The organism is Azospirillum sp. (genome assembly GCF_050789165.1).
Genome location: NZ_JBOZRT010000050.1, coordinates 131,729 through 150,309 on the forward strand (window position 1 = coordinate 131,729; position 18,581 = coordinate 150,309).

General features: G+C 68.2%; 18 protein-coding genes and 1 tRNA gene. 9 read left to right on the forward strand and 10 right to left on the reverse strand.

Annotation, left to right across the window (positions count from 1 at the left end):
• Positions 1–9 precede the first annotated feature (9 nt).
• The 4 genes from ACRWK7_RS12035 (at position 10) to ACRWK7_RS12050 (ending at position 4,347) form a co-directional block, all read left to right on the forward strand.
• Positions 10–1,629, forward strand: coding sequence for an NTP transferase domain-containing protein (locus ACRWK7_RS12035; RefSeq protein ID WP_431856454.1), 1,620 nt, complete (start codon positions 10–12; stop codon positions 1,627–1,629).
• A complete protein-coding gene (locus ACRWK7_RS12040; protein WP_431856456.1) occupies positions 1,626–1,955 on the forward strand; it encodes a cupin domain-containing protein in 330 nt (109 codons plus the stop codon). The genes ACRWK7_RS12035 and ACRWK7_RS12040 overlap by 4 nt, the downstream gene beginning before the upstream one ends.
• Before the next feature lie 86 nt (positions 1,956–2,041).
• Positions 2,042–3,550, forward strand: coding sequence for a bifunctional metallophosphatase/5'-nucleotidase (locus ACRWK7_RS12045; protein WP_431856457.1), 1,509 nt, complete (start codon positions 2,042–2,044; stop codon positions 3,548–3,550).
• A 74-nt stretch (positions 3,551–3,624) separates the two neighbouring features.
• On the forward strand, positions 3,625–4,347 hold the full coding sequence (locus tag ACRWK7_RS12050; protein WP_431856458.1) for a fused DSP-PTPase phosphatase/NAD kinase-like protein: 723 nt from the start codon (positions 3,625–3,627) through the stop codon (positions 4,345–4,347).
• Between the two features lie 65 nt (positions 4,348–4,412).
• Here ACRWK7_RS12050 and ACRWK7_RS12055 read toward each other — a convergent pair whose 3' ends face one another.
• Complete coding sequence (locus ACRWK7_RS12055) at positions 4,413–6,227, reverse strand: ABC transporter ATP-binding protein (protein WP_431856459.1); 1,815 nt, start codon at positions 6,225–6,227, stop codon at positions 4,413–4,415.
• Positions 6,228–6,361: 134 nt separating this feature from the next.
• Here ACRWK7_RS12055 and ACRWK7_RS12060 point away from each other — a divergent pair, with 134 nt between their 5' ends.
• Positions 6,362–7,333, forward strand: a complete 972-nt coding sequence (locus ACRWK7_RS12060; protein WP_431856460.1) for a patatin-like phospholipase family protein — start codon at positions 6,362–6,364, stop codon at positions 7,331–7,333.
• A 21-nt stretch (positions 7,334–7,354) separates the two neighbouring features.
• On the opposite strand, the gene ACRWK7_RS12065 is transcribed toward ACRWK7_RS12060, so the two are convergent.
• On the reverse strand, positions 7,355–7,537 hold the full coding sequence (locus ACRWK7_RS12065; protein ID WP_431856461.1) for a hypothetical protein: 183 nt from the start codon (positions 7,535–7,537) through the stop codon (positions 7,355–7,357).
• Between the two features lie 171 nt (positions 7,538–7,708).
• On the opposite strand from ACRWK7_RS12065, the gene ACRWK7_RS12070 reads away from it, so the two are divergent.
• Both ACRWK7_RS12070 and ACRWK7_RS12075 read left to right on the forward strand, forming a co-directional pair.
• Positions 7,709–8,191, forward strand: a complete 483-nt coding sequence (locus ACRWK7_RS12070; RefSeq protein WP_431856462.1) for an RT0821/Lpp0805 family surface protein — start codon at positions 7,709–7,711, stop codon at positions 8,189–8,191.
• A 42-nt stretch (positions 8,192–8,233) separates the two neighbouring features.
• Positions 8,234–10,063 carry a potassium/proton antiporter gene (locus tag ACRWK7_RS12075; RefSeq protein WP_431856463.1) on the forward strand — a complete coding sequence of 610 codons (1,830 nt, stop codon included), beginning with the start codon at positions 8,234–8,236 and terminating at the stop codon, positions 10,061–10,063.
• Here the strand turns inward: ACRWK7_RS12075 and ACRWK7_RS12080 are convergent.
• The 5 genes from ACRWK7_RS12080 to ACRWK7_RS12100 form a co-directional block, all read right to left on the reverse strand.
• Positions 10,060–12,213 (reverse strand): putative bifunctional diguanylate cyclase/phosphodiesterase, encoded by a 2,154-nt coding sequence (locus ACRWK7_RS12080; protein WP_431856464.1) that lies wholly within the window; start codon positions 12,211–12,213, stop codon positions 10,060–10,062. The two genes, ACRWK7_RS12075 and ACRWK7_RS12080, sit on opposite strands and share 4 nt — an antisense overlap.
• 438 nt (positions 12,214–12,651) lie before the next feature.
• On the reverse strand, positions 12,652–13,473 hold the full coding sequence (locus tag ACRWK7_RS12085; RefSeq protein WP_431856465.1) for a calcium-binding protein: 822 nt from the start codon (positions 13,471–13,473) through the stop codon (positions 12,652–12,654).
• Between the two features lie 352 nt (positions 13,474–13,825).
• Positions 13,826–14,413 (reverse strand): hypothetical protein, encoded by a 588-nt coding sequence (locus ACRWK7_RS12090; RefSeq protein WP_431856466.1) that lies wholly within the window; start codon positions 14,411–14,413, stop codon positions 13,826–13,828.
• A 110-nt stretch (positions 14,414–14,523) separates the two neighbouring features.
• Positions 14,524–15,255 (reverse strand): TylF/MycF/NovP-related O-methyltransferase, encoded by a 732-nt coding sequence (locus ACRWK7_RS12095; protein WP_431856467.1) that lies wholly within the window; start codon positions 15,253–15,255, stop codon positions 14,524–14,526.
• Positions 15,207–15,911, reverse strand: coding sequence for a hypothetical protein (locus ACRWK7_RS12100; protein ID WP_431856468.1), 705 nt, complete (start codon positions 15,909–15,911; stop codon positions 15,207–15,209). Before ACRWK7_RS12100 ends, ACRWK7_RS12095 begins: the two co-directional genes overlap by 49 nt.
• 214 nt (positions 15,912–16,125) lie before the next feature.
• On the opposite strand from ACRWK7_RS12100, the gene ACRWK7_RS12105 reads away from it, so the two are divergent.
• Both ACRWK7_RS12105 and ACRWK7_RS12110 read left to right on the forward strand, forming a co-directional pair.
• Positions 16,126–16,560, forward strand: coding sequence for a hypothetical protein (locus tag ACRWK7_RS12105; RefSeq protein ID WP_431856469.1), 435 nt, complete (start codon positions 16,126–16,128; stop codon positions 16,558–16,560).
• A gap of 266 nt (positions 16,561–16,826) precedes the next feature.
• Entirely contained in the window at positions 16,827–16,997 is a 171-nt protein-coding gene (locus ACRWK7_RS12110; protein ID WP_431856470.1) for a hypothetical protein, read from the forward strand.
• 196 nt (positions 16,998–17,193) lie between these two features.
• On the opposite strand, the gene ACRWK7_RS12115 is transcribed toward ACRWK7_RS12110, so the two are convergent.
• From ACRWK7_RS12115 to coaD, 3 genes are all read right to left on the reverse strand, one after another.
• Entirely contained in the window at positions 17,194–17,541 is a 348-nt protein-coding gene (locus tag ACRWK7_RS12115; RefSeq protein ID WP_431856471.1) for a glycoside hydrolase family protein, read from the reverse strand.
• Between the two features lie 313 nt (positions 17,542–17,854).
• Positions 17,855–17,930: transfer RNA gene (locus ACRWK7_RS12120), tRNA-Lys, on the reverse strand.
• A 106-nt stretch (positions 17,931–18,036) separates the two neighbouring features.
• Positions 18,037–18,576, reverse strand: coding sequence for a pantetheine-phosphate adenylyltransferase (coaD, locus tag ACRWK7_RS12125; RefSeq protein ID WP_431856472.1), 540 nt, complete (start codon positions 18,574–18,576; stop codon positions 18,037–18,039).
• Positions 18,577–18,581: the final 5 nt, after the last annotated feature.

Below are 18,581 nucleotides of genomic sequence, written 5' to 3' on the forward strand. Positions count from 1 at the left end.
AGGGAGCGCATGTATTTCGGCCCGGTTCCGGTCGCCGAGGCGGCCGGTACGATCCTCGTGCACTCGGTGCGCAAGAGCTGCCTGATCCTGAAGAAGGGCCGGGTGCTGAGCGCCGAGGACGTCGTGGCGCTGGACGCCGCCGGCTTCGCCACGGTCACCGTCGCCCGCCTGGAGCCTTCCGACGTCGGCGAGGACGAGGCGGCCACCCGCGTCGCCGCCGCGCTGCGCGGCGAGAACCTGAGCGCCGCCGCCGCCTTCACCGGCCGCGTCAACCTGTTCGCCGGGGCGGCCGGCCTCGTGGTGCTGGACCGCGAGCGGCTGGAGGCGGTGAACCTCGCCGACGAATCCGTCACCATCGCCACCCTGCCCGCCTTCGCCCAAGTGGCCCCGGGCCAGATGGTGGCGACCGTCAAGATCATCCCCTTCGCCGCCCCGCGCGCCGTGGTCGAGCGGGTCGAGGCCGCCCTGGCCGACGGTGGCGCCGCGCTGCGCGTCGCTCCCTACCGTCCCATGCGCGTCGGCCTGCTGCAGACCGAGCTGGCCGGCACCAAAGGGCCGATGCTCGACAAGACGGTGGCGGTCACCCGCGAGCGGCTGGAGGCTCTGGGCGGCGCGCTGGTGCACGAGGCGCGCTGCCGGCACGAGGAAGCCGCCCTGGCCGCGCTGATCGAGGCGGCGCGCCCGCTCGGCCTCGACCTGCTGCTGATCGCCGGCGCCTCCGCCATCACCGACCGCCGCGACGTGCTGCCCGCCGCCATCGGGCGGGCCGGCGGCGTGGTGGAGCACTTCGGCATGCCGGTGGACCCGGGCAACCTGCTGCTGCTGGCGGCGCTGGACAGCACTCCGGTGCTCGGCCTGCCGGGCTGCGCGCGGTCGCCGAAGCTGAACGGCTTCGACTGGGTGCTGCAGCGGATGGCGGCCGGCGTGCCGGTCTCGCGGGAGGACGTGATGCGCATGGGTGTCGGTGGCCTGCTGGCGGAAATCCCCACCCGCGGCCTGCCCCGCGCCGGCGTGCCGGAGGCGCCGCGCGCACCCCGCATCGCCGCGCTGGTGCTGGCGGCCGGGCGCTCCAGCCGCATGGGCGGGCCCAACAAATTGCTGGCCGACGTGCACGGCACGCCGCTGCTGGCCCGCACGGTCGACGCGGTGCTGGCCTCCTCGGCGCGGCCGGTGGTGGTGGTCACCGGGCATCAGGCCGACGCGGTGCGCGCCGCGCTCGGCGATCGGCCGGTGACGGTCGCGCACAACCCGGACTTCGCGGAAGGACTCAGCACCTCGCTGCGCGTCGGGCTGGCGGCGCTGCCCGCCGACGTGGACGGCGCGCTGGTCTGCCTGGGCGACATGCCGGCGGTGGCGCCCGGCGTGCTCGACCGCCTGATCGCCGCCTACAACCCGACCGAGGGGCGCGCGATCTGCGTGCCGGTCGCGCACGGCCGGCGCGGCAACCCGGTGCTGTGGGACCGCCGCTTCTTCGCCGACATGGCCCGCGTCAGCGGCGACACGGGCGCCAAGCACCTGATCGGCGAGAACGCGGATCAGGTCTGTGAAATCCAGGTGGACGGCAACGGCGTACTGGAGGACGTCGACACGCCGGACGGGCTGGCGCGTCTCATGGAGGGCACCCGATGACCACGGCCACCGTCTACACCTGGGACGCCGTCCCCGCCGAGTCCGGCAACGGCGCCGCGCGGCGGGAGATCGCCGGCGCCGGCGCCTCGCTGAAGATGATCACCGTGGCGGCCGGCACCGTCGCCGCCCGCCACAGCCATACGCACGAGCAGTTCCTGCAGGTGCTGTCGGGCACCGGAAAGCTCGACTGCGCGCTGGGCACCGTGGAGCTGCGGCCGGGCATGGTGCTCCACTTCGCCCCCGACGCGTGGCACAGCGCGGTGTTCGAGACCGACACCGTGCTGGTCGAAGTCAACCTCAACCCAGCGCCGAAAGCGGAAGCCTGACCGAAGGTTGTGCGGCGGAGCTGGGTTGAGCATGATGACCCGCCGGCCACCGTCCGGCGCGACCGCCAACCGAGGACACCGCCCGCATGCTCCGCCCCCTCGTCCACGCCCTCGCCGTCGTCGCCACTCTGTTGCCCGCCCTGGCGTGGGCGCAGAGCGGCACGCTGACGTTCCTGCACGTCAACGACGTGTACGAGATCGCCCCGGTGAAGGGCCGCGGCGGCATGGCCGAGCTGATGACCCTGCTGAAGCGCGAGCGCGAGCGCAACCCGGCGGCCATCACCACGCTGGGCGGCGATTTCCTGTCGCCGTCGCTGATGTCGGGCACGACCAAGGGCGCGCAGATGGTGGACATGTTCAACGCCATCGGCACCGACGCGGCGGTGTTCGGCAACCACGAGTTCGACTTCGGCGCCGACGTGGCGCGCGAGCGCATCGGCGAGTCCCGTTTCGTCTGGCTCGGCACCAACGTGCTGGGGAAGGACGGGAAGCCGTTCGGCGGCTCGATCGCCACCTGGACCAAGCAGGCGGGCGAGCTGAAGGTGGGCTTCTTCGGCGTGCTGACGCCGCTGACCGCCAAGCTGTCCAGCCCCGGCGACGGCGTCGCCTTCACCGACGTGAAGCCCGCCGCCGAGGCGGCCATCAAGCAGCTGAAGGCGGAGGGGGCGCACGTCATCGTCGCCCTCACCCACCTCGACATCGCCGAAGACCGGCAACTGGCCTACGACGTGAAGGGCATCGACCTGATCCTCGGCGGCCACGACCACGACCCGATCAGCTTCTACGAAGGCAGCACGCTGATCCTCAAGGCCGGCTACGACGCGCATTTCCTGGGCGTGATCGACCTGAAGGTCTCCACCAAGGCCACCGACAAGGGCCCGGGCACCACCGTCGAGCCGACGGAGTGGCGCCTCGTCACCACCGCGGGCGTGGCGCCGGACGCGGAGGTCGCGGCGCGGGTGAAGGGCTACACCGACCGCCTCGACAACGACCTCAACGTCATCATCGGCAAGACGCTGACCGACCTCGACAGCCGCAAGGAGGCCGTGCGCACCCGCGAGGCGACCATGGGCAACCTCATCACCGACGCGCTCCGCGAGACGCTGAAGGCCGACGCGGCGATCACCAACGGCGGCGGGCTGCGCGGCGACGCGCTGTATCCCGCCGGCTCGGACCTGCGCCGCCGCGACTTCTTCGCCGAGAACCCCTTCGGCAACGTCGGCGTGCTGGTGGAGATGAGCGGCGCCGACCTGCTGTCGGTGCTGGAGAACGGCGTCTCCAAGGTCGAGGACAAGGCGGGGCGCTTCCCGCAGGTCTCCGGCGTCCGCTTCACCTACGACCCGAAGCTGCCGTCGGGCACCCGCGTCGTCGAGGCGCAGGTGGGCGGCAGGCCGCTCGATCCCAGGGCGACGTACAAGGTCGCCACCAACGACTACCTGCTGCGCGGCGGCGACGGCTATCAGGCCTTCACCCGGGCGAAGGTGGTCATCGACCCCTCCGGCGCCGTGCTGATCGCCACCATCACCATGGAGTACGTCGCCGCCCTGGGGACGGTGTCTCCCAAGGTCGAGGGCCGCATCGTCGCGAAGCCGTGACCGCCCTGCGGCGTCGGAAGTCTTGACGCGGGCCGCGGGCCCCCTATGTTGGCGGCCTTGCAGGTATGAGGTGTGTGTTGGCGAAGAAGTGGCTGTTGCGCCGGTACGCCGCCGGTCTGGCCGACCAGATCAAGCGCAGTCGAGCGACGATGCAGACTCCGTGGCAGCGCACGCTCGGCCATGTCGAGAGCGTGTTCATCGACCACGCCTGCTTCCGCCTGATCTACGCGAACCGCTACCAGATGTCGCGCAACATGCAGCGCGCGGCGCAGCCCTCGCCCTCGCACATCCGGCGCTGGGCGGCGGAGGGCGTGAAGACCATCGTCAACCTGCGCGGCTCGCGCGACTGCGCCTCCTACATCCTGGAGGCCGAGGCCTGCCGCGAGGCCGGCATCGCCCTGGTGGACTTCCCGATCAACTCCCGCGACATGCCGCGCAAGGACCGGCTGCACGCCGCCCGGCGCATGTTCGAGAGCATCGAGTACCCGGCGCTGATGCACTGCAAGTCGGGCGCCGACCGCGCCGGCTTCATGTCCGCCTTCTACATGTTCGTGCACGAGAAGGCGCCGCTGGACGAGGCGGTGAAGCAGCTGCACTGGAAGTACGGCCACTTCAAGCAGGCGAAGACCGGCATCCTCGACTATTTCTTCGAGCTGTACCGCGCCTACAACGAGCGCCACCCCATCGACTTCTGGGAATGGGTGGACCGGGTGTACGACCCGGCCGCCGCCAAGGAGAGCTTCCGCACCAAGGAATGGGCGAACACGGTGGTCGATAAGCTGCTGGCGCGGGAGTAACCGCGCCACGCATTTGCCCCCTCCCCATCCCTCCCCCGCTTCGCGGTGGAGGGGGCACACAGCGGCTACGCCGACGCCGGCGCGTCCTCGCCGAACTGCAGCGCGCACAGCCGCGCGTAGGTGCCGCCGGCGGCCAGAAGCTCCTCGTGCGTGCCGCGCTCGACCACGCGGCCGTCCTCCATCACGCAGATCTGGTGCGCGGTGCGCACCGTCGCCAGACGGTGGGCGATGACCAGCGTGGTGCGGCCCCGGGTCAGGCGCTCCAGCGCCTCCTGCACCAGCCGTTCGGATTCGGAATCGAGCGCGCTGGTCGCCTCGTCGAGCAGCAGGATCGGGGCGTCCTTCAGGAAGGCGCGGGCCAGGGCCACGCGCTGGCGCTCGCCGCCGGACAGCTTGGTGCCGCGATCGCCGATCACCGTGTCGTAGCCGTCCGGCAGCTTCTCGATGAAGGCATGCGCCGCCGCCGCCTTCGCCGCCGCGACGATGTCGTCCAGCGGGGCGCCCGGCCGGCCGAAGGCGATGTTGGCGCGCACCGTGTCGTTGAACAGCACGGCGTCCTGGCTGACCAGCGCCACCGCGCGGCGCAGGCTGGCCAGCGTCACGTCGCGCACGTCCTGCCCGTCGATCAGCACCCGGCCGCCGGTGACGTCGTAGAGCCGCGGGATCAGGTTGAACACCGTGGACTTGCCGGCCCCGCTGCGCCCGACCAGCGCCACCGTGGTGCCCGGCGCCACGTCGATGCCCAGGTCCTTCAGCGTGCTGCCCTCCGCCTCGTAGGCGAAGCGCACGCCATCGAGCCGCACCGCGCCCCGGCCCACGGCCAGTGGCGTGGCGCCGGGCTTCTCGACGATGGTCGGGCGCTGGTCGATCAGCTCGAAGATGCGCTGCGCGGCGGCGAGGCCCTCCTGCACCGCGGTGTTCAGCGTGCCGAGCGCCCGCACCGACGGCGCCGCGATCAGCAGCGCGCCGATGAAGCCGGTGAACTCGCCCACCGTGCCGCTGCCGCCGGCGATGCGCCAGCCGGCGAAGCCGATCACCCCGGCCACCGCGACGCCGCCCAACACCTCCATCATCGGATCGACGGCGGAGCGCTGGCGCGTCGCCTTCATGGTCAGGCGGTAGTTGTCCTCGAACGCCGCGCCGGCGCGACCGCGCTCGTAGTCTTCGAGGTTGTAGGTCTTGACCATGCGGGCGCCGGACAGGCTCTCGGTCAGCAGCGCGGTCATGTCGCCCATCTGCGCCTGCGTCTGGCGGGACAGGCGGCGCAGCCGCTTGCCGATGTTGACGATCGGCATGGCGGCCAGCGGGTAGACCAGGAAGGTGATCAGCGACAGCACCCAGTCCAGGTAGAACATGGAGCCGACCAGCGCGATCACCGTCAGGATGTCGCGCACCAGGTTGGTCACCGTGCGCGACAGCGCGTTGCGCACCACGTCCACGTCGTTGATGAAGCGCGAGGTCAGCGAGCCGGTCGGCGCCGCGTGCAGGCTGGCCATGTCGGCGGCCAGCAGGTGGCCGAACATCGCCATGCGCACGTCGGTGAGGATGCGCTGCACGATGTCCGTCGTCACCACGGTCTGCGCGTACATGGACAGCGCCTTGACCAGCGACACCACGATGATCGCCAGCGGCACCAGCACCATCTGCGTGCGGTCCTGCGCCTCGAACATGGCGTAGGAGCGGTCGATCAGCAGCGGGTACGCGCCGGTCGCCGCCGCCAGCACCGCCATCAGCGCGAAGGCGACCATCAGGCGCCCGCGGTACGGCCGCACCCACTCCCGCCAGACGCGCCACATCAGCGCGCGCGTCCCGCCGTCGAGGCCGCCTTTGGGGCCGCCTTTGGGGCCGCCTTTGAGGCCGATGGTGTTCTTGCCGCTCACAGCCGCTGCCCTCGCTCACACATGGCGGGAAGCCATAGCGGACAACCGCCCGCCCTGTCCACCGGCGCGCCTTAACCACTCATTAGAGTCGGGCATGTCACGCTCCATTAGGAGTACCCCTTCGGAGGTGTCCCATGGACGGCGGCGCGGCACGGACGAAACCCCGCATCGGCTTGGCCCTGGGTGGCGGCGTGGCGCGGGGCTGGGCTCACATCGGCGTGCTGCGCGCGCTGAAGCGCTACGGAATCGAGCCGGACGTGGTCTGCGGCTCGTCGGTGGGCGCGCTGGTCGGCGGCGTGGCGCTGGCCGGCAAGCTGGACGCGCTGGAGGAGTGGGCGCGCGGCCTCAACCGGCTGAAGATCGCCGGCTATCTGGACCTGCGGCTGCGCCAGGGCGGCGGCCTGATCGGCGGCGACAAGCTGGTGGCCGAGATGCGCCGGCACCTCGGTTCCACCCGCATCGAGGACCTGCCCGTCCCCTTCACGGCGACCGCGACCGACCTGGTCACCGGACACGAGGTGTGGCTGCAGAAGGGCGAACTGGTGGACGCCCTGCGCGCGTCCTTCTCGCTGCCCGGCGTCTTCCCGCCGGTGCCGCTGGACGGGCGCTGGCTGGTGGACGGAGCCCTGGTCAACCCGGTGCCGGTGTCGTGCTGCCGGGCGCTCGGCGCGCAGATGATCATCGCCGTCAACCTGTCGGCCGACATCCTGGGCAAGGCGCGCAAGCCGGGCGCCACGATCCCCACCGCGGCCGGCTTCGACCTGCTGGGACTGATCGGGGAGAACGCGCCGGAAACGCCGCGCCTGTCCTCCATCGGCGCGCTGGCGCGCCGCATCTTCCGCCGCGACTACGACGGTCCCAGCGTGTTCGGCGTGATGGTGTCCTCGCTCGGCATCATCACCGACCGCATCACGCGCTCACGCCTCGCCGGCGAGCCGCCGGACGTGCACGTGGCGCCGCGCCTCGGCCAGATCGGCCTGCTGGAGTTCGACCGCGCCGACGACTGCATCCGCGAGGGCGAACTGGCGGTCGAGCGCGCGCTGCCCGAACTGCACGACGCGCTGGCCGTGTTCAGCGCCAGCGCGCGGGAGGCGGCGCGGGTCTGACGCCGCGCCGCCCGTCCCCGGTCAGTTGTCGAGCGCCGTGCCGATGGCCGCGCCGCCCAAGCCGCCGATGATGGCCCCGCGCTTGCCGCCGAGCGCGTAACCACCCGCCGCCCCGGCGCCTCCGCCAAGCACAGTGCCCGTGTTGCAGGCCGCCAGCAGCGTCGTCATGGCAAGCGCCGCCGCAATCAGGCGCATCCGTTTCATCGCAAAAACCCTCCCGTCAAACAACGTCATGGCGGATAAACGCGCGAAGCGGCAAATTGCTTCCACACCCCTTTCGGCGAGGGCCCCGCGGCGGCATCAGGACTTGGCGGGAGGCACCGGGAACCAACCCCGGACCCCAGGGTTTTCCGGGCAGCACAAGGGAGAGGCAGCATGACCATCCGCAAGACTCTGACCTGCGCCGCGCTGGCGCTGTCGCTGGCGGCCTGCCAGCCGCCGGGCGGTGGGTTCGAGAACATGAACACCGGCGAGACCGTCGGCACCGTCGGCGGCGCCCTGGGCGGCGCGCTGCTCGGCTCGCGTTTCGGCGGCGGGGCCGGCAAGGTGGCGACCATCGGCATCGGCACGGTCCTGGGCGCGCTGGCCGGCCGCGAGGCGGCCCGCTACATCACCGGCAACGACAGCCGCCGCGCCGCCGACGCGGAGGAGCGCGCGGTGGCCAGCAACGCGCCGATCACCTGGAACAACCCGGAGACCGGCAACCGCGGCGAGATCGTGCCGCAGCGCACCTACCAGAGTTCGACCGGCCAGACCTGCCGCGAATACACCCACACCATCTACGTCGGCGGCAAGGCGGAACAGGCGCAGGGCACCGCCTGCCGCCAAGCGGACGGAACCTGGAAACTGGTGAGCTGACGCCGGTTGCGCCCATGGCGCCGAACCGGCAGGATCGGCGCCATGGAAGAAACCAGCACCATCATCCTGATCGGTTCGTCCCTGCTGATCGCCAGCATCCTGACCAGCGTGGTGGCGCTGCGGTTCGGCACGCCGCTGTTGTTGATCTTCCTCGGCGTCGGGCTGGCGGCGGGACAGGACGGCATCGGCGGCATCTGGTTCAACGACGCGCCGGGCACCTTCCTGATCGGTTCGGTGGCGCTGGCCGTCATCCTGTTCGAAAGCGGATTCGACACCCGAGTCCAGAGCTACCGCACCGCCGCGTGGCCGGCGTTCACGCTGGCGACGTTCGGCGTGGCGATCACCACGGGCGTGATCGGCGTGGCGGCTCATGTCCTGCTGGCGCTGCCGTGGATCGAGTCGCTGCTGATCGGCGCGGTGGTCAGCTCGACCGACGCCGCGGCGGTGTTCCTGCTTCTGCGCGTCGGCGGCATCACCATCCGCGACCGGGTCCGCTCGACGCTGGAGATCGAATCGGGCAGCAACGACCCGATGGCGATCCTGCTGACCATCCTGCTGGTCGAGGCCGCGCAGATCGGCCACTTCGAACTCGCGCGCGCGGCGCTGGAGTTCGTCTGGGAGATGGGCGGCGGCGTCCTCGGCGGGGTGGTCGGCGGCGTGCTGCTGGTGACGCTGATCAACGGCGCCAAGCTCGAATCCGGCCTAAACCTCGTGGTCTCGCTGGCCATCGCGCTGTTCGTCTTCGCGGGCACCGCGGCGCTTGGCGGCAGCGGCTTCCTGGCCGTCTACGTCGCCGGCCTGGTCGCCGGCAATGTCCACCTCCAGGGCTCGCAGAACCTGCGGCGCTTCCACAGCGGCCTCACGTGGCTCAGCCAGATCGTCATGTTCGTGATGCTCGGCCTGCTCGCCACGCCCAGCGGCTTCAAGGCCATCGCCGTCCCCGCGGTGGCGCTGGCCTTCCTGCTGATCCTGGTGGCGCGTCCGCTGGCGGTGTGGCTGTGCCTGCTGCCCTTCCGCTTCACCGCCAACGAGACGACCTTCGTCGGCTGGGTGGGCCTGCGCGGCGCCGTGTCGATGCTGCTGGCCCTGGTGCCGATCCTGGGCGAGCTGCCGAACGGGCAGATCATCTTCAACACCGCGTTCATCGTGGTGATCGTCTCACTGCTGGTGCAGGGCTGGACCATCGGGCCGATGGCGCGCTGGCTGCGCCTGATCGTGCCGCCGCGCACCGGCCCGGTCGAGCGCGTCGAACTGGAACTGCCCGGCGACATCGGCCATGAGCTGGTCGCCTACACCGTCCATCCCAAGAGCGCCGTTGCGCGCGGCCAGCCGCTGCCACGCTGGGCCCGGCCGTCGCTGGTGGTGCGCGACGAGCGGGTGGTGCCGCTGCACAAGGCGCGGCCGATCCGCGCCGGGGACCGCGTCTACATGTTCATGGCGCCGAACCGCCTGCCACTTCTCGACAAGCTGATGGGCGGCACCCGTCCGCTCGACCAGAGCGACCGCGAGTTCTACGGCGACCTCGTGCTCAGCCCCGACGCCACCGTGGAGCAGATCGCCGAGATGTACGGGCTGCCGCTGGCCCTGCAGAACGCCAGCCGCACGCTGCGCGCGCTGTTCCACCACGAGTTCCCGAAGGGCTTCGAGCTGGGCGACCGCGTCCGCATGGGCGGCGTGGAACTGATCGTGCGTGACCTGGACGAGGAGGGCGAGATCACCTCGGTCGGCCTCGACCTGGAGCCGCCGACGCCGAACCAGACCCGGTTGCCGCTGCTGCTGCGCCCCGGCGAGATCCGCGAGCGCATCGAGACGTGGTGGGGCCGCACGGCGTTCCGCCGGTGGCAGGGACGGCAGCGGCGCGGCCGGGGTTAGCGGACGGCCTTGGCCGCGCGCTGCTCGCGCACCATCTCCGCCAGCGCGTCGGGCATCATCGGCCGGCCGAACAGGTAGCCCTGGAGCTGGTCGCAGCCGGTGGAGGCCAGGAACTCCTGCTGCTCCACCGTCTCCACGCCCTCGGCGACGGTGACGAGGCCCAGGCCGTGCGCCATGCCGACGGCGGCGCGCACCAGCGCGGCGTTGCGGCTGTTCTCCGGCACGTCGACGATGAACGCGCGGTCGATCTTCAGCTTCGCCACCGGCAGCTGCTGCACGTAGCTGAGCGAGGAATAACCCGAGCCGAAGTCGTCGATCGCCACCTGCACGCCGATGTCGGCCAGATCGCTCAGCGTCCGCACCGCGACCTTGAGGTCGCGCACCGCCGCCTGCTCCGTGATCTCCAGGCCGAGATGGCCGCGCAGGTGCGGCTGGTCCTCCAGCAGCTCGACCAGACGGTGGGTCAGGTTGCCGCGCAGGAACTGCTGGCCGGAGATGTTCAGGAACACCCGCTTCGGCAGCACGCCCCGGCCGTCCCACTCGGCCATCTGCCGCACCACGGTGGCCAGCACCCAGTCGGTGATCGGGACGATCAGCCCGCTCTCCTCGGCCACCGGAATGAACTCGCCCGGCGAGATGGCGCCCAGCGTGTGATGCGTCCAGCGCAGCAGCGCCTCGGTGCTGGTCACCTCGCCGGACTTCGCCTCGACGATCGGCTGGTAGACGAGGTGCAGCTCGTTCCGCTCGATGGCGTGGGCGAGGTGCATGGTCAGCAGCATGCGCCGGGTCGCCGCGGCCGCCATCTCCGGCGTGTAGAAGCACACCGCGTTGCCGCCGTTGTGCTGCACCGATTGCAGCGCCAGCTTCGCCTTGGCGTTCAGCTCCTCCATGCGCTGCACCGACGGGTCGAACACCGCGGCGCCGATGGAGACGCGCAGCCGCACCCAGTGGCGGTCGGCGTAGATGGAGGCGGTGAGCCGGTCGTGCAGCACGTCGGCCAGCGTGCGCGCCTGGTCCAGGTCCTCCACCCGCGACAGCGCCGCGAACTCGTCGGCGGCGATTCGGCAGATGTAGGTCTCCTTCGGCAGCACCTCGATGACGCGGCTGACCAGCGCCTTCAGCGCCGCGTCGCCGACGTGGAAGCCGAACGCCTCGTTGATGTCGCTGAACTGGTCGACGTCGAGCGAGTAGAGCGCGAAGCACGGCGTGGCATCGCCGCCGCCGTCCACGCTGCCGCGCGCCAGCACCGCCTCGCATTCATCCAGGAAGGCGGTGCGGGTCAGCACCCCGGTCAGCGCGTCGTGCCGCGCCAGGTAGGAGGCGCGCTGCTCCGCCGCCAAGCGGTCGGAGATGTCGCGGATCATGGCGACGAAGGTGATCTCCTCGCCCAACCGCGCCTGACCGACGCTGAGATGGATGGGGAAGACGGTGCCGTCCTTGCGCCGGCCCAGCGACTCGCGGCCGATGCCGATGATCTTGGCGCGGTCGGTCTGCAGATAGGTCTGGATGAAGCGGTCGTGGTCGCGCGAGAACGGCGGCGGCATCAGGGCCGTCACGTTCTGCCCCAGCAACTCCGCCTCGTCGTAGCCGAACTGCTGGCAACAGGCGCGGTTGATCGAGCGGATGACGCCGCGCCGGTCGGTGATGACGATGCCGTCCACCGCCGCGTCGAGCAGGGTCGCCACGAACGGGTCGCGGCGCATCACGAAGTCGGCGATGCGCTCCTCGTCGGCGATGTCGTGCAGCACGCCGAGGAAGCCCGGCACCTCGCCGTCCGGTCCCTGGTGCGGGATGACGCAGCCGGTGAGCATGAGGCGCCGCCCGTCGCCGCGCGTGGCGATGCAATCCACGGGCGCCGCCGCGCCGGTCGCGGCCACTCCCGCCAGCGCCGCGGCCACGCTGCGGGCGGCCGGATGGTCCACCTCGCTCAGGCGGCGGCCGACCAGCGCCTCCGGCGTCGTGTCGAGAAGGGAGGCGAATCCGGAAGCCACGTGATGGCAGCGGCCGTCGGCGCCGACATAGACCAGGGGGAACGCCGAATGGTCGAGCAGGCTCGCCGCGAGCGAGGCCAGGAACTCGCTTCCACGCGGAAGCCCGGCCGCCGCGGGGCCTTCCAGTTCCTTGAGTTCAGCCGCGGAGCCAACCGACAAGACCGTACCTGCTTCCCTGAAAGGCGAGCCCGGCCGGAAGCCGGGCGGCAATTATGACGGTTCCTGCATCGATTTCCAACAATTCGGGAGTTGCGACTGTTGGCTTCGATGCTCGCACACGAAAGAATGCTACCGGCTCGCCCGCACGTGCACCGCCGGCGCCCGTACGAACGGAGTAGGCTCTCCGGTATAAGGAGGGTGCTGCGCCGGGGCAACCGGTTCCATTGCGTACGATCAAAAATGCCGCACCTCGGGGGCGCGGAGGCCTATGTCCCCTATGCAGGCGACAGGGAGACAGGCAATGCCGACAAGCGATCCGACGGCCGCCCTCGACACCGCCCGCCGCCCGTTCGGCTGGCAGGCGAACGGGCGGCGGGCGGCGGGCGGTGCTGAGCTGCGTGCAGCTCTGAGCACCTCCGCGCGCCAAGCCCCTCTCGATCAGAGTGTCACGAAAAAGGCGGAGGTGACCCGCTCGTCCGCAACCCCCAACAACGTCACGCTGCCCGAGTTGGAGACGGTGATCACCGCCTCGCCGACCGCGTTGTGTCCGACCGTGAAGGTTGTTCCCGCGGTGATCCCGATGCGGTCGCCCGCGGCGAAGTTGAAATCTGTGATGACGTCGTCTCCCGTGTTGCCGCCGAAGCCGAAGAGGTCGGCGCCGGCCCCGCCCGTCAACGTGTCCGCCCCCTGGTCGGAGTAGCGATCAGGATCGCCGAAGAGGGTGTCGTTGCCAGCGTTGCCTTGGAGCAGGTCATTGCCGGTATCGCCGAAAATCGCGTCATTGCCGGACTCGCCGTAAAGCACGTCACCGTCTCCTCCGCCGTACAGCGTGTCATTGCCCGCCTCGCCATGAAGCACGTCAACGCCGGTATCGCCGAACAGCCGGTCGCCACCTCCGCCGCCCCACAGGGTGTCGTTGCCTTGGCGGCCATCCATGAGGTCGAAGCCGGCCCCGCCGATGAGCAGATCATCGCCCATGCCGCCGCGCATCACGTCGTTGCCGTTGCCACCACAGAGCGTGTCGTTGCCGTCGCCGCCCTCGAACGAGTCGTTCCCGTTCCCGCCAAGCAGGAGGTCGTCGCCCTGCCAGCCCTCCAGCCGGTCGTTTCCGTTGCCGCCGTCGAGGACGTCGTTGCCGCCACCTTGAAACTGCTTGTCCCAGGCGTATAGGACGTCGTCGCCTCCAAGCCCCAGCAGAGTGTCATCGCCGACGGTGCCATACAGGGTATCGTTGCGCTGAGTCCCCCTGATCCTTGCCATTTGCCCCTCCCATGGAATGATCTATTCCATGATAGGACGCTAATTTACGGAGAAAACGACGCGGACGTACGTCTACCGGAGCTGATTAACACGCATGCATGGAACAATACGAACTGGGTACCGCCTGACTGCGGCAAGGTATGGGTTCCGATGGCGCTCACCTCCGGCAGCTCCAGCAGCACTCCCGCCCGACAGAACCTGAGCACCCGGTACGGTGGATCGTCGAAGCCGGCCGCTGGGGGGCTGGCAGAGGATCGTGGGCCGGCTCCCCAGCAGGCGCTGGCCGGCCTTCGCCTCGCTCCACTGCGGCGCCACCTGGTCGGACACCACCCCGACCCACCACGATGGGTTTTCAGCGGGCCCAGGCCACCACGCGCACCAGCCGGCCGTGACGTAGGCCACCCGCCCCCACGTCAGGTAGGCGGCGGGGCACGTCATCGAGCCGGCGTGCCGGAGCGTCGCCCGATGCCAGGTCCGCCACCGCGCGCGCGAACTCGACGCTATGGAGTTGGGCCGGACCCGGGCGGTCGGGCCGAACGCCCGGCTGACCGACCCGCAGGACCGGCTGCGCTGCGAGGGCTGCGGGCAGCGCGGATGGGCGCGGATCCAGCTGACGTGGCGAGGTGTTGCCGCGTTTGGTTCGCGCCGCATCAGCCAGAAGACTTGGCTCGAGCAGCCAGTTCACCTTCATCATCCAGCACATGAACTCCGGCACCCACCTGTGCGCGCCGGGCAGCAGTCCGCCCGAGGCATGCGACGCGTGGAGGGAGTTGGACGCCGGGCGAACCTGCTGGTGAACGCGATCCCCGGGTTCGAGGTCACCCACGATCGCCGCCTTCGGCCGGACGGCGAGCCAGAGTTGCTGGAGACAGTCGCAGCCATGAAGGCGAAGCGACAGGCGCCCTGAACGCAAAAAAGCCGCCGCTTTACCCTTCAGCAAAGCGGCGACCCAGACTTCCGACGCGAGAAAGGTGACGCCTGAGTCAGATCACCCATAAACTCAGCCAAGCGCCGTCAGAAGAAGCGTTCTCGTTCCATCGGCATCAGGGGCTACAGCTTCACCATTGCTATCTGCGTGTGCCAAAGACCGATCAATGTTTCCGGCTTTTCTAGAAAGAACTCATCCACCGCCTTTTTGACACCGGGGCAACTTTGTGAAAAATAGTCATGACAAATAATAACCCCTGCGCGCACCATACGCGGATAGAAATACTCAAGGCCGGCCTTGGTGCTTGCATAGACATCCATATCAAGATTCACTAAAGAAAAACCGATTCCATCCGGCAACTCTGATACAGTATCCGGAAAAAATCCAACATGATAATCAATAATGTTTTCGAAATTTTTAAGCATCTCCTTGATTTCACTTAGCTCACTACCTCTCACATCACCAACATTTACCAGATCGACCCCTTTTGTTGTCTCTGGTATTCCGGAAAATGTATCAAACAAATGGATGCGCTTCATCGAAGTGTTTGCAAGCGCCATAACCAGCGCACTTCCACCATGGAACACTCCAACTTCAGCGATATCACCAGGAAGGCGACTTGTTTGCTCTACCATTCTATGAAGATTTACCACTTCATGGAAGGACATGGCGACGAGGTTAGCATCCAAAATGGCTTGAAAGCGCCCTCTCAGATCCGGAGAGTCGGCCAATGTGTGATTCCATAGCGGGTTGCGATGGATTTCTACGTCGCAAAACCCCTTGCTAAGCATGCCTGCCCCTTTCATTAATCGGGATCCGTCGAACGGACGGGATGCCCAGCCATCTGAAGGCACGATATCCTCTCCGAAGTCATTCGGAAAGGCAGCCCTGAAGCAGGGTGGGCGGTGGCCCCATGTATACCGAAACGACCTCCCACGCCTCCGACGCCTGCCCCGGGCAGCGATGGAGGTCCCGGAGTCAGCGGTAGGCGAAAAGCTTGCCCTTCGCCGCACTGCCGGCGCTTGACCCCACCCAGTAGGACGCCACCGCTGTCGCCATGGCGGCGAGCGCGCCCAACATGAGGCTGACGGCCGTCTCCTGCCCCGTTGGGACGCCCTTGGTCGGGACGAGCCCAAGGCAACAAGCCGAAGGTGAGCAGCACCACCAGCGAGACGACCGGGGCACCCCAGGCGATGCGGCTGCCAGCCTGGACGAGCGCAACCGTCTGGTCGCGGGCGCCGGCCCGGTCATCGTTGTCCAGCCGCAGCAGAGTGATAACGCTTTCGGCCTGGAGCCGGTACGCCTCGGCCAGCTTGGCGGGATCGGCGGTGATGGCGTCGGCCTCCGCCTTGGCTGACCCTTCGTCGGTGATGGGGATGTCCGCCACTTGAGAGACGACGGACACGGCGGCGTCCGCCACCATTCCGGAGGCGGACGTATCGCCCATGGCCTGCTTGGCGACTTCCCCGATCAGCATAGGGGCGAGAGCAGCGATGATGGCTGGGAGCATGGTCCTTCCTTTTGGGCACGAAAAAGCCGCCTCGGCGGGGCCGGGCAGCAGGGTTGATGGAGGTCGGTAATGGAGTAGCGCGAAACGGCAGGACCTGCACGGATCGGCAGGTGGCGCAGGTGGTGCTGAGCGGATAGTCGGCGTCCGGGCGGGCTGTTCACCTCATCACGAGGCGGAAACCTTGCGTCGCAACGGGTTCGGCTTGGTCAACGTGGTGCTGATCGTGTTCTGGCTGGTCATCTTGCGCAGACTCGCAAACCGGGGGACGGCGCGACAACCTCGCGCGCCATCGCTTATATTGATACAATCTTTTATCGGAGCATGGCGCTATGATGGAACAGCAAGCCAACACACGAGGATTTTTATGAAATCAATCGCATTTTTATTGTTATTATTACTTTTTTCGTGCGGAGGAATAGATGGTCCACGCGCGTTTCTTTTACCAGATGGCACTATTGGAAGCATAATAACCTACAGAACCGGCACAGGTGATATGGGGATGCCTGCTATTGACGAGGTCAGCCGGGTCATTCGGCTGAACGATTATTGCAAACCTGACGAAAGCACCAAGTTCATCGCTGTCGAGGCATTTCCAACCGGAGCCGGAAGAGAAATCTCAGCCGTGTTCAAGTGCGAAAAGAACTCTTAACGCCTTGCGGTCGGAAAACCGTAAGGAGGACTGCCTATAAACGCACAAAGCTTGATGCGCGCGGTTGGCTGAATGAGAGAACGGGTTCAGCCTGTCAGCAGGACCGGCACGAATCGGCAGGAGCACCGTAGATCGGCAAGCAACTCAGGGAGCTCAGCCTCGGTGTTGCCCATCTCACAGCATTGGGGCCGGAAAAGGGCACAGCATTCGAACGCCGGCTCAACGCGTGGTCGCTGCGCACGAAACGCTCTCACGTCAGGAGAACCATGATGCTCGCCCGAACCGTCCTCGTGCTTGCCATGATTGGTGCCGCCGCCAGTCCGGCACTGGCCGCCGGGAACATGACCGCGCGCAGCCGTGCGACCCTTCCGGCAGCTGCCGCCTCACAGCCCTCTGGCGAGCTGAACATGATCCAGCTGCAGAGCCTGATGAGCTAGCGTCAGCAGGCTGTCCAGCTGACCACCAACCTGGTCAGAGCGACGAGCAACAACAGCCGGACGGTGGCCGGGAACATCGGGAAGTAGGAAGGCTGCCGTCGCTGCGCAGGATCTTTGACAGGGCGTCCACAGCCGATTCCCATCTTCGCCGCGGACTTCGGCCCGACCGCGCTGGATGCGGCGCACCCGGTCGTCTTCATCGCCCTCGGGCTCGGGCAACATCTGCGGCATCGGGTGCTGCTGCGCAGCCGTCCTCCAGCGCGGCCCTCCAGTCCAGGCCCTGGAACACCAGCGCCCCGGCGGTGCCGCGCTTCACCAGCCCCTGCAGCACCGTCTTCTGCCCGTTCACGGTGGCATAGATCCACTTCCCGAACTCCGCGGCGGCGCCGTCGCAATCGCCCCCGTTCAGCTCACGCAGTAGGGTGGAGACTGGTCTCCAGGATGATGGAAAAGCCACGCGTCGATGCCGACCAGCTCGGCGTTCAGGTCGGGGATCGCGTGGAATGCGGCTTTCCAGGCGTCGTATAGCCTTGAGCCTGACCATGTGCCCATGGACGCTAGCGCCGCATCGGCATGGAGCCACTCCGACTTCATTCAGTTGGCTCTTTGATCGTCACGTTTCTCATCACGCTTCTGGAAAGCGGGCACTTCCGGTGCTGAACATCTTCCCCGACGCGCTGGTGCAGTTCGAGGAGGAAGGGAGAGGAGTTATCCGCATGACGGCAGCCGCACCCAAAACTGACGGCCAATCATAGCTAGCTGACGCCTATTTTCCGTACGGGAGCCGTACACGGACCGGCGGTGGATGACACTACCATCCTACCGCAAATCCAACCCGCTGAATGCAAAAGAGAAAATGGTGATCCGGGTGGGACTCGAACCCACGACCACATGATTAAAAGTCACGTGCTCTACCGACTGAGCTACCGGATCAGCTCTGTGGCCGCCTCTCGAAGAGATGGGGCGGCGGGGCGGGCGGCACCATAGGGGGACGGGGCGGTCTGGTCAACCGCCCCGACGCATTCCCGGTCCCGCGGCCTCACTGTTTCAGCGTCTGCATCCGCTTCGAGATGTCGTCATCCAGCGCGAAACGCTCGGCCAGATGCTTGTTCACCCGCGGGCTGACGAACTGCGTGATGTCGCCGCCGAGCCGGCCGATCTCCTTCACGAAGCGCGAGGAGATGAACTGGTGGCGCTCCGAGGCCATCAGGAACATCGTCTCGATCTTCGGGTTCAGGCGGGCGTTCATGCCCGCCATCTGGAACTCGTACTCGAAGTCGGACACCGCCCGCAGGCCGCGGATGATGACCGAGGCGTTGTTCTCGATGGCGAAGTGCATCAGCAGCGTGTCGAACGCCCGCACTTCGATGACGCAGCCGTTCTTGTCCAGCGCCGCCACCTCCTCGCGGACCATCTGCAGCCGCTCGTCGGTGGAGAACAGCGGACCCTTGCCGGCGTTGCGGGCGACGCCCACGACCAGCGTGTCGAGCATCCGCGAGGCACGCTGGATGATGTCCAGGTGCCCGTTGGTGATCGGGTCGAAAGTGCCGGGGTAGACGCCGATGCGCCGCTTGGACATGGGAT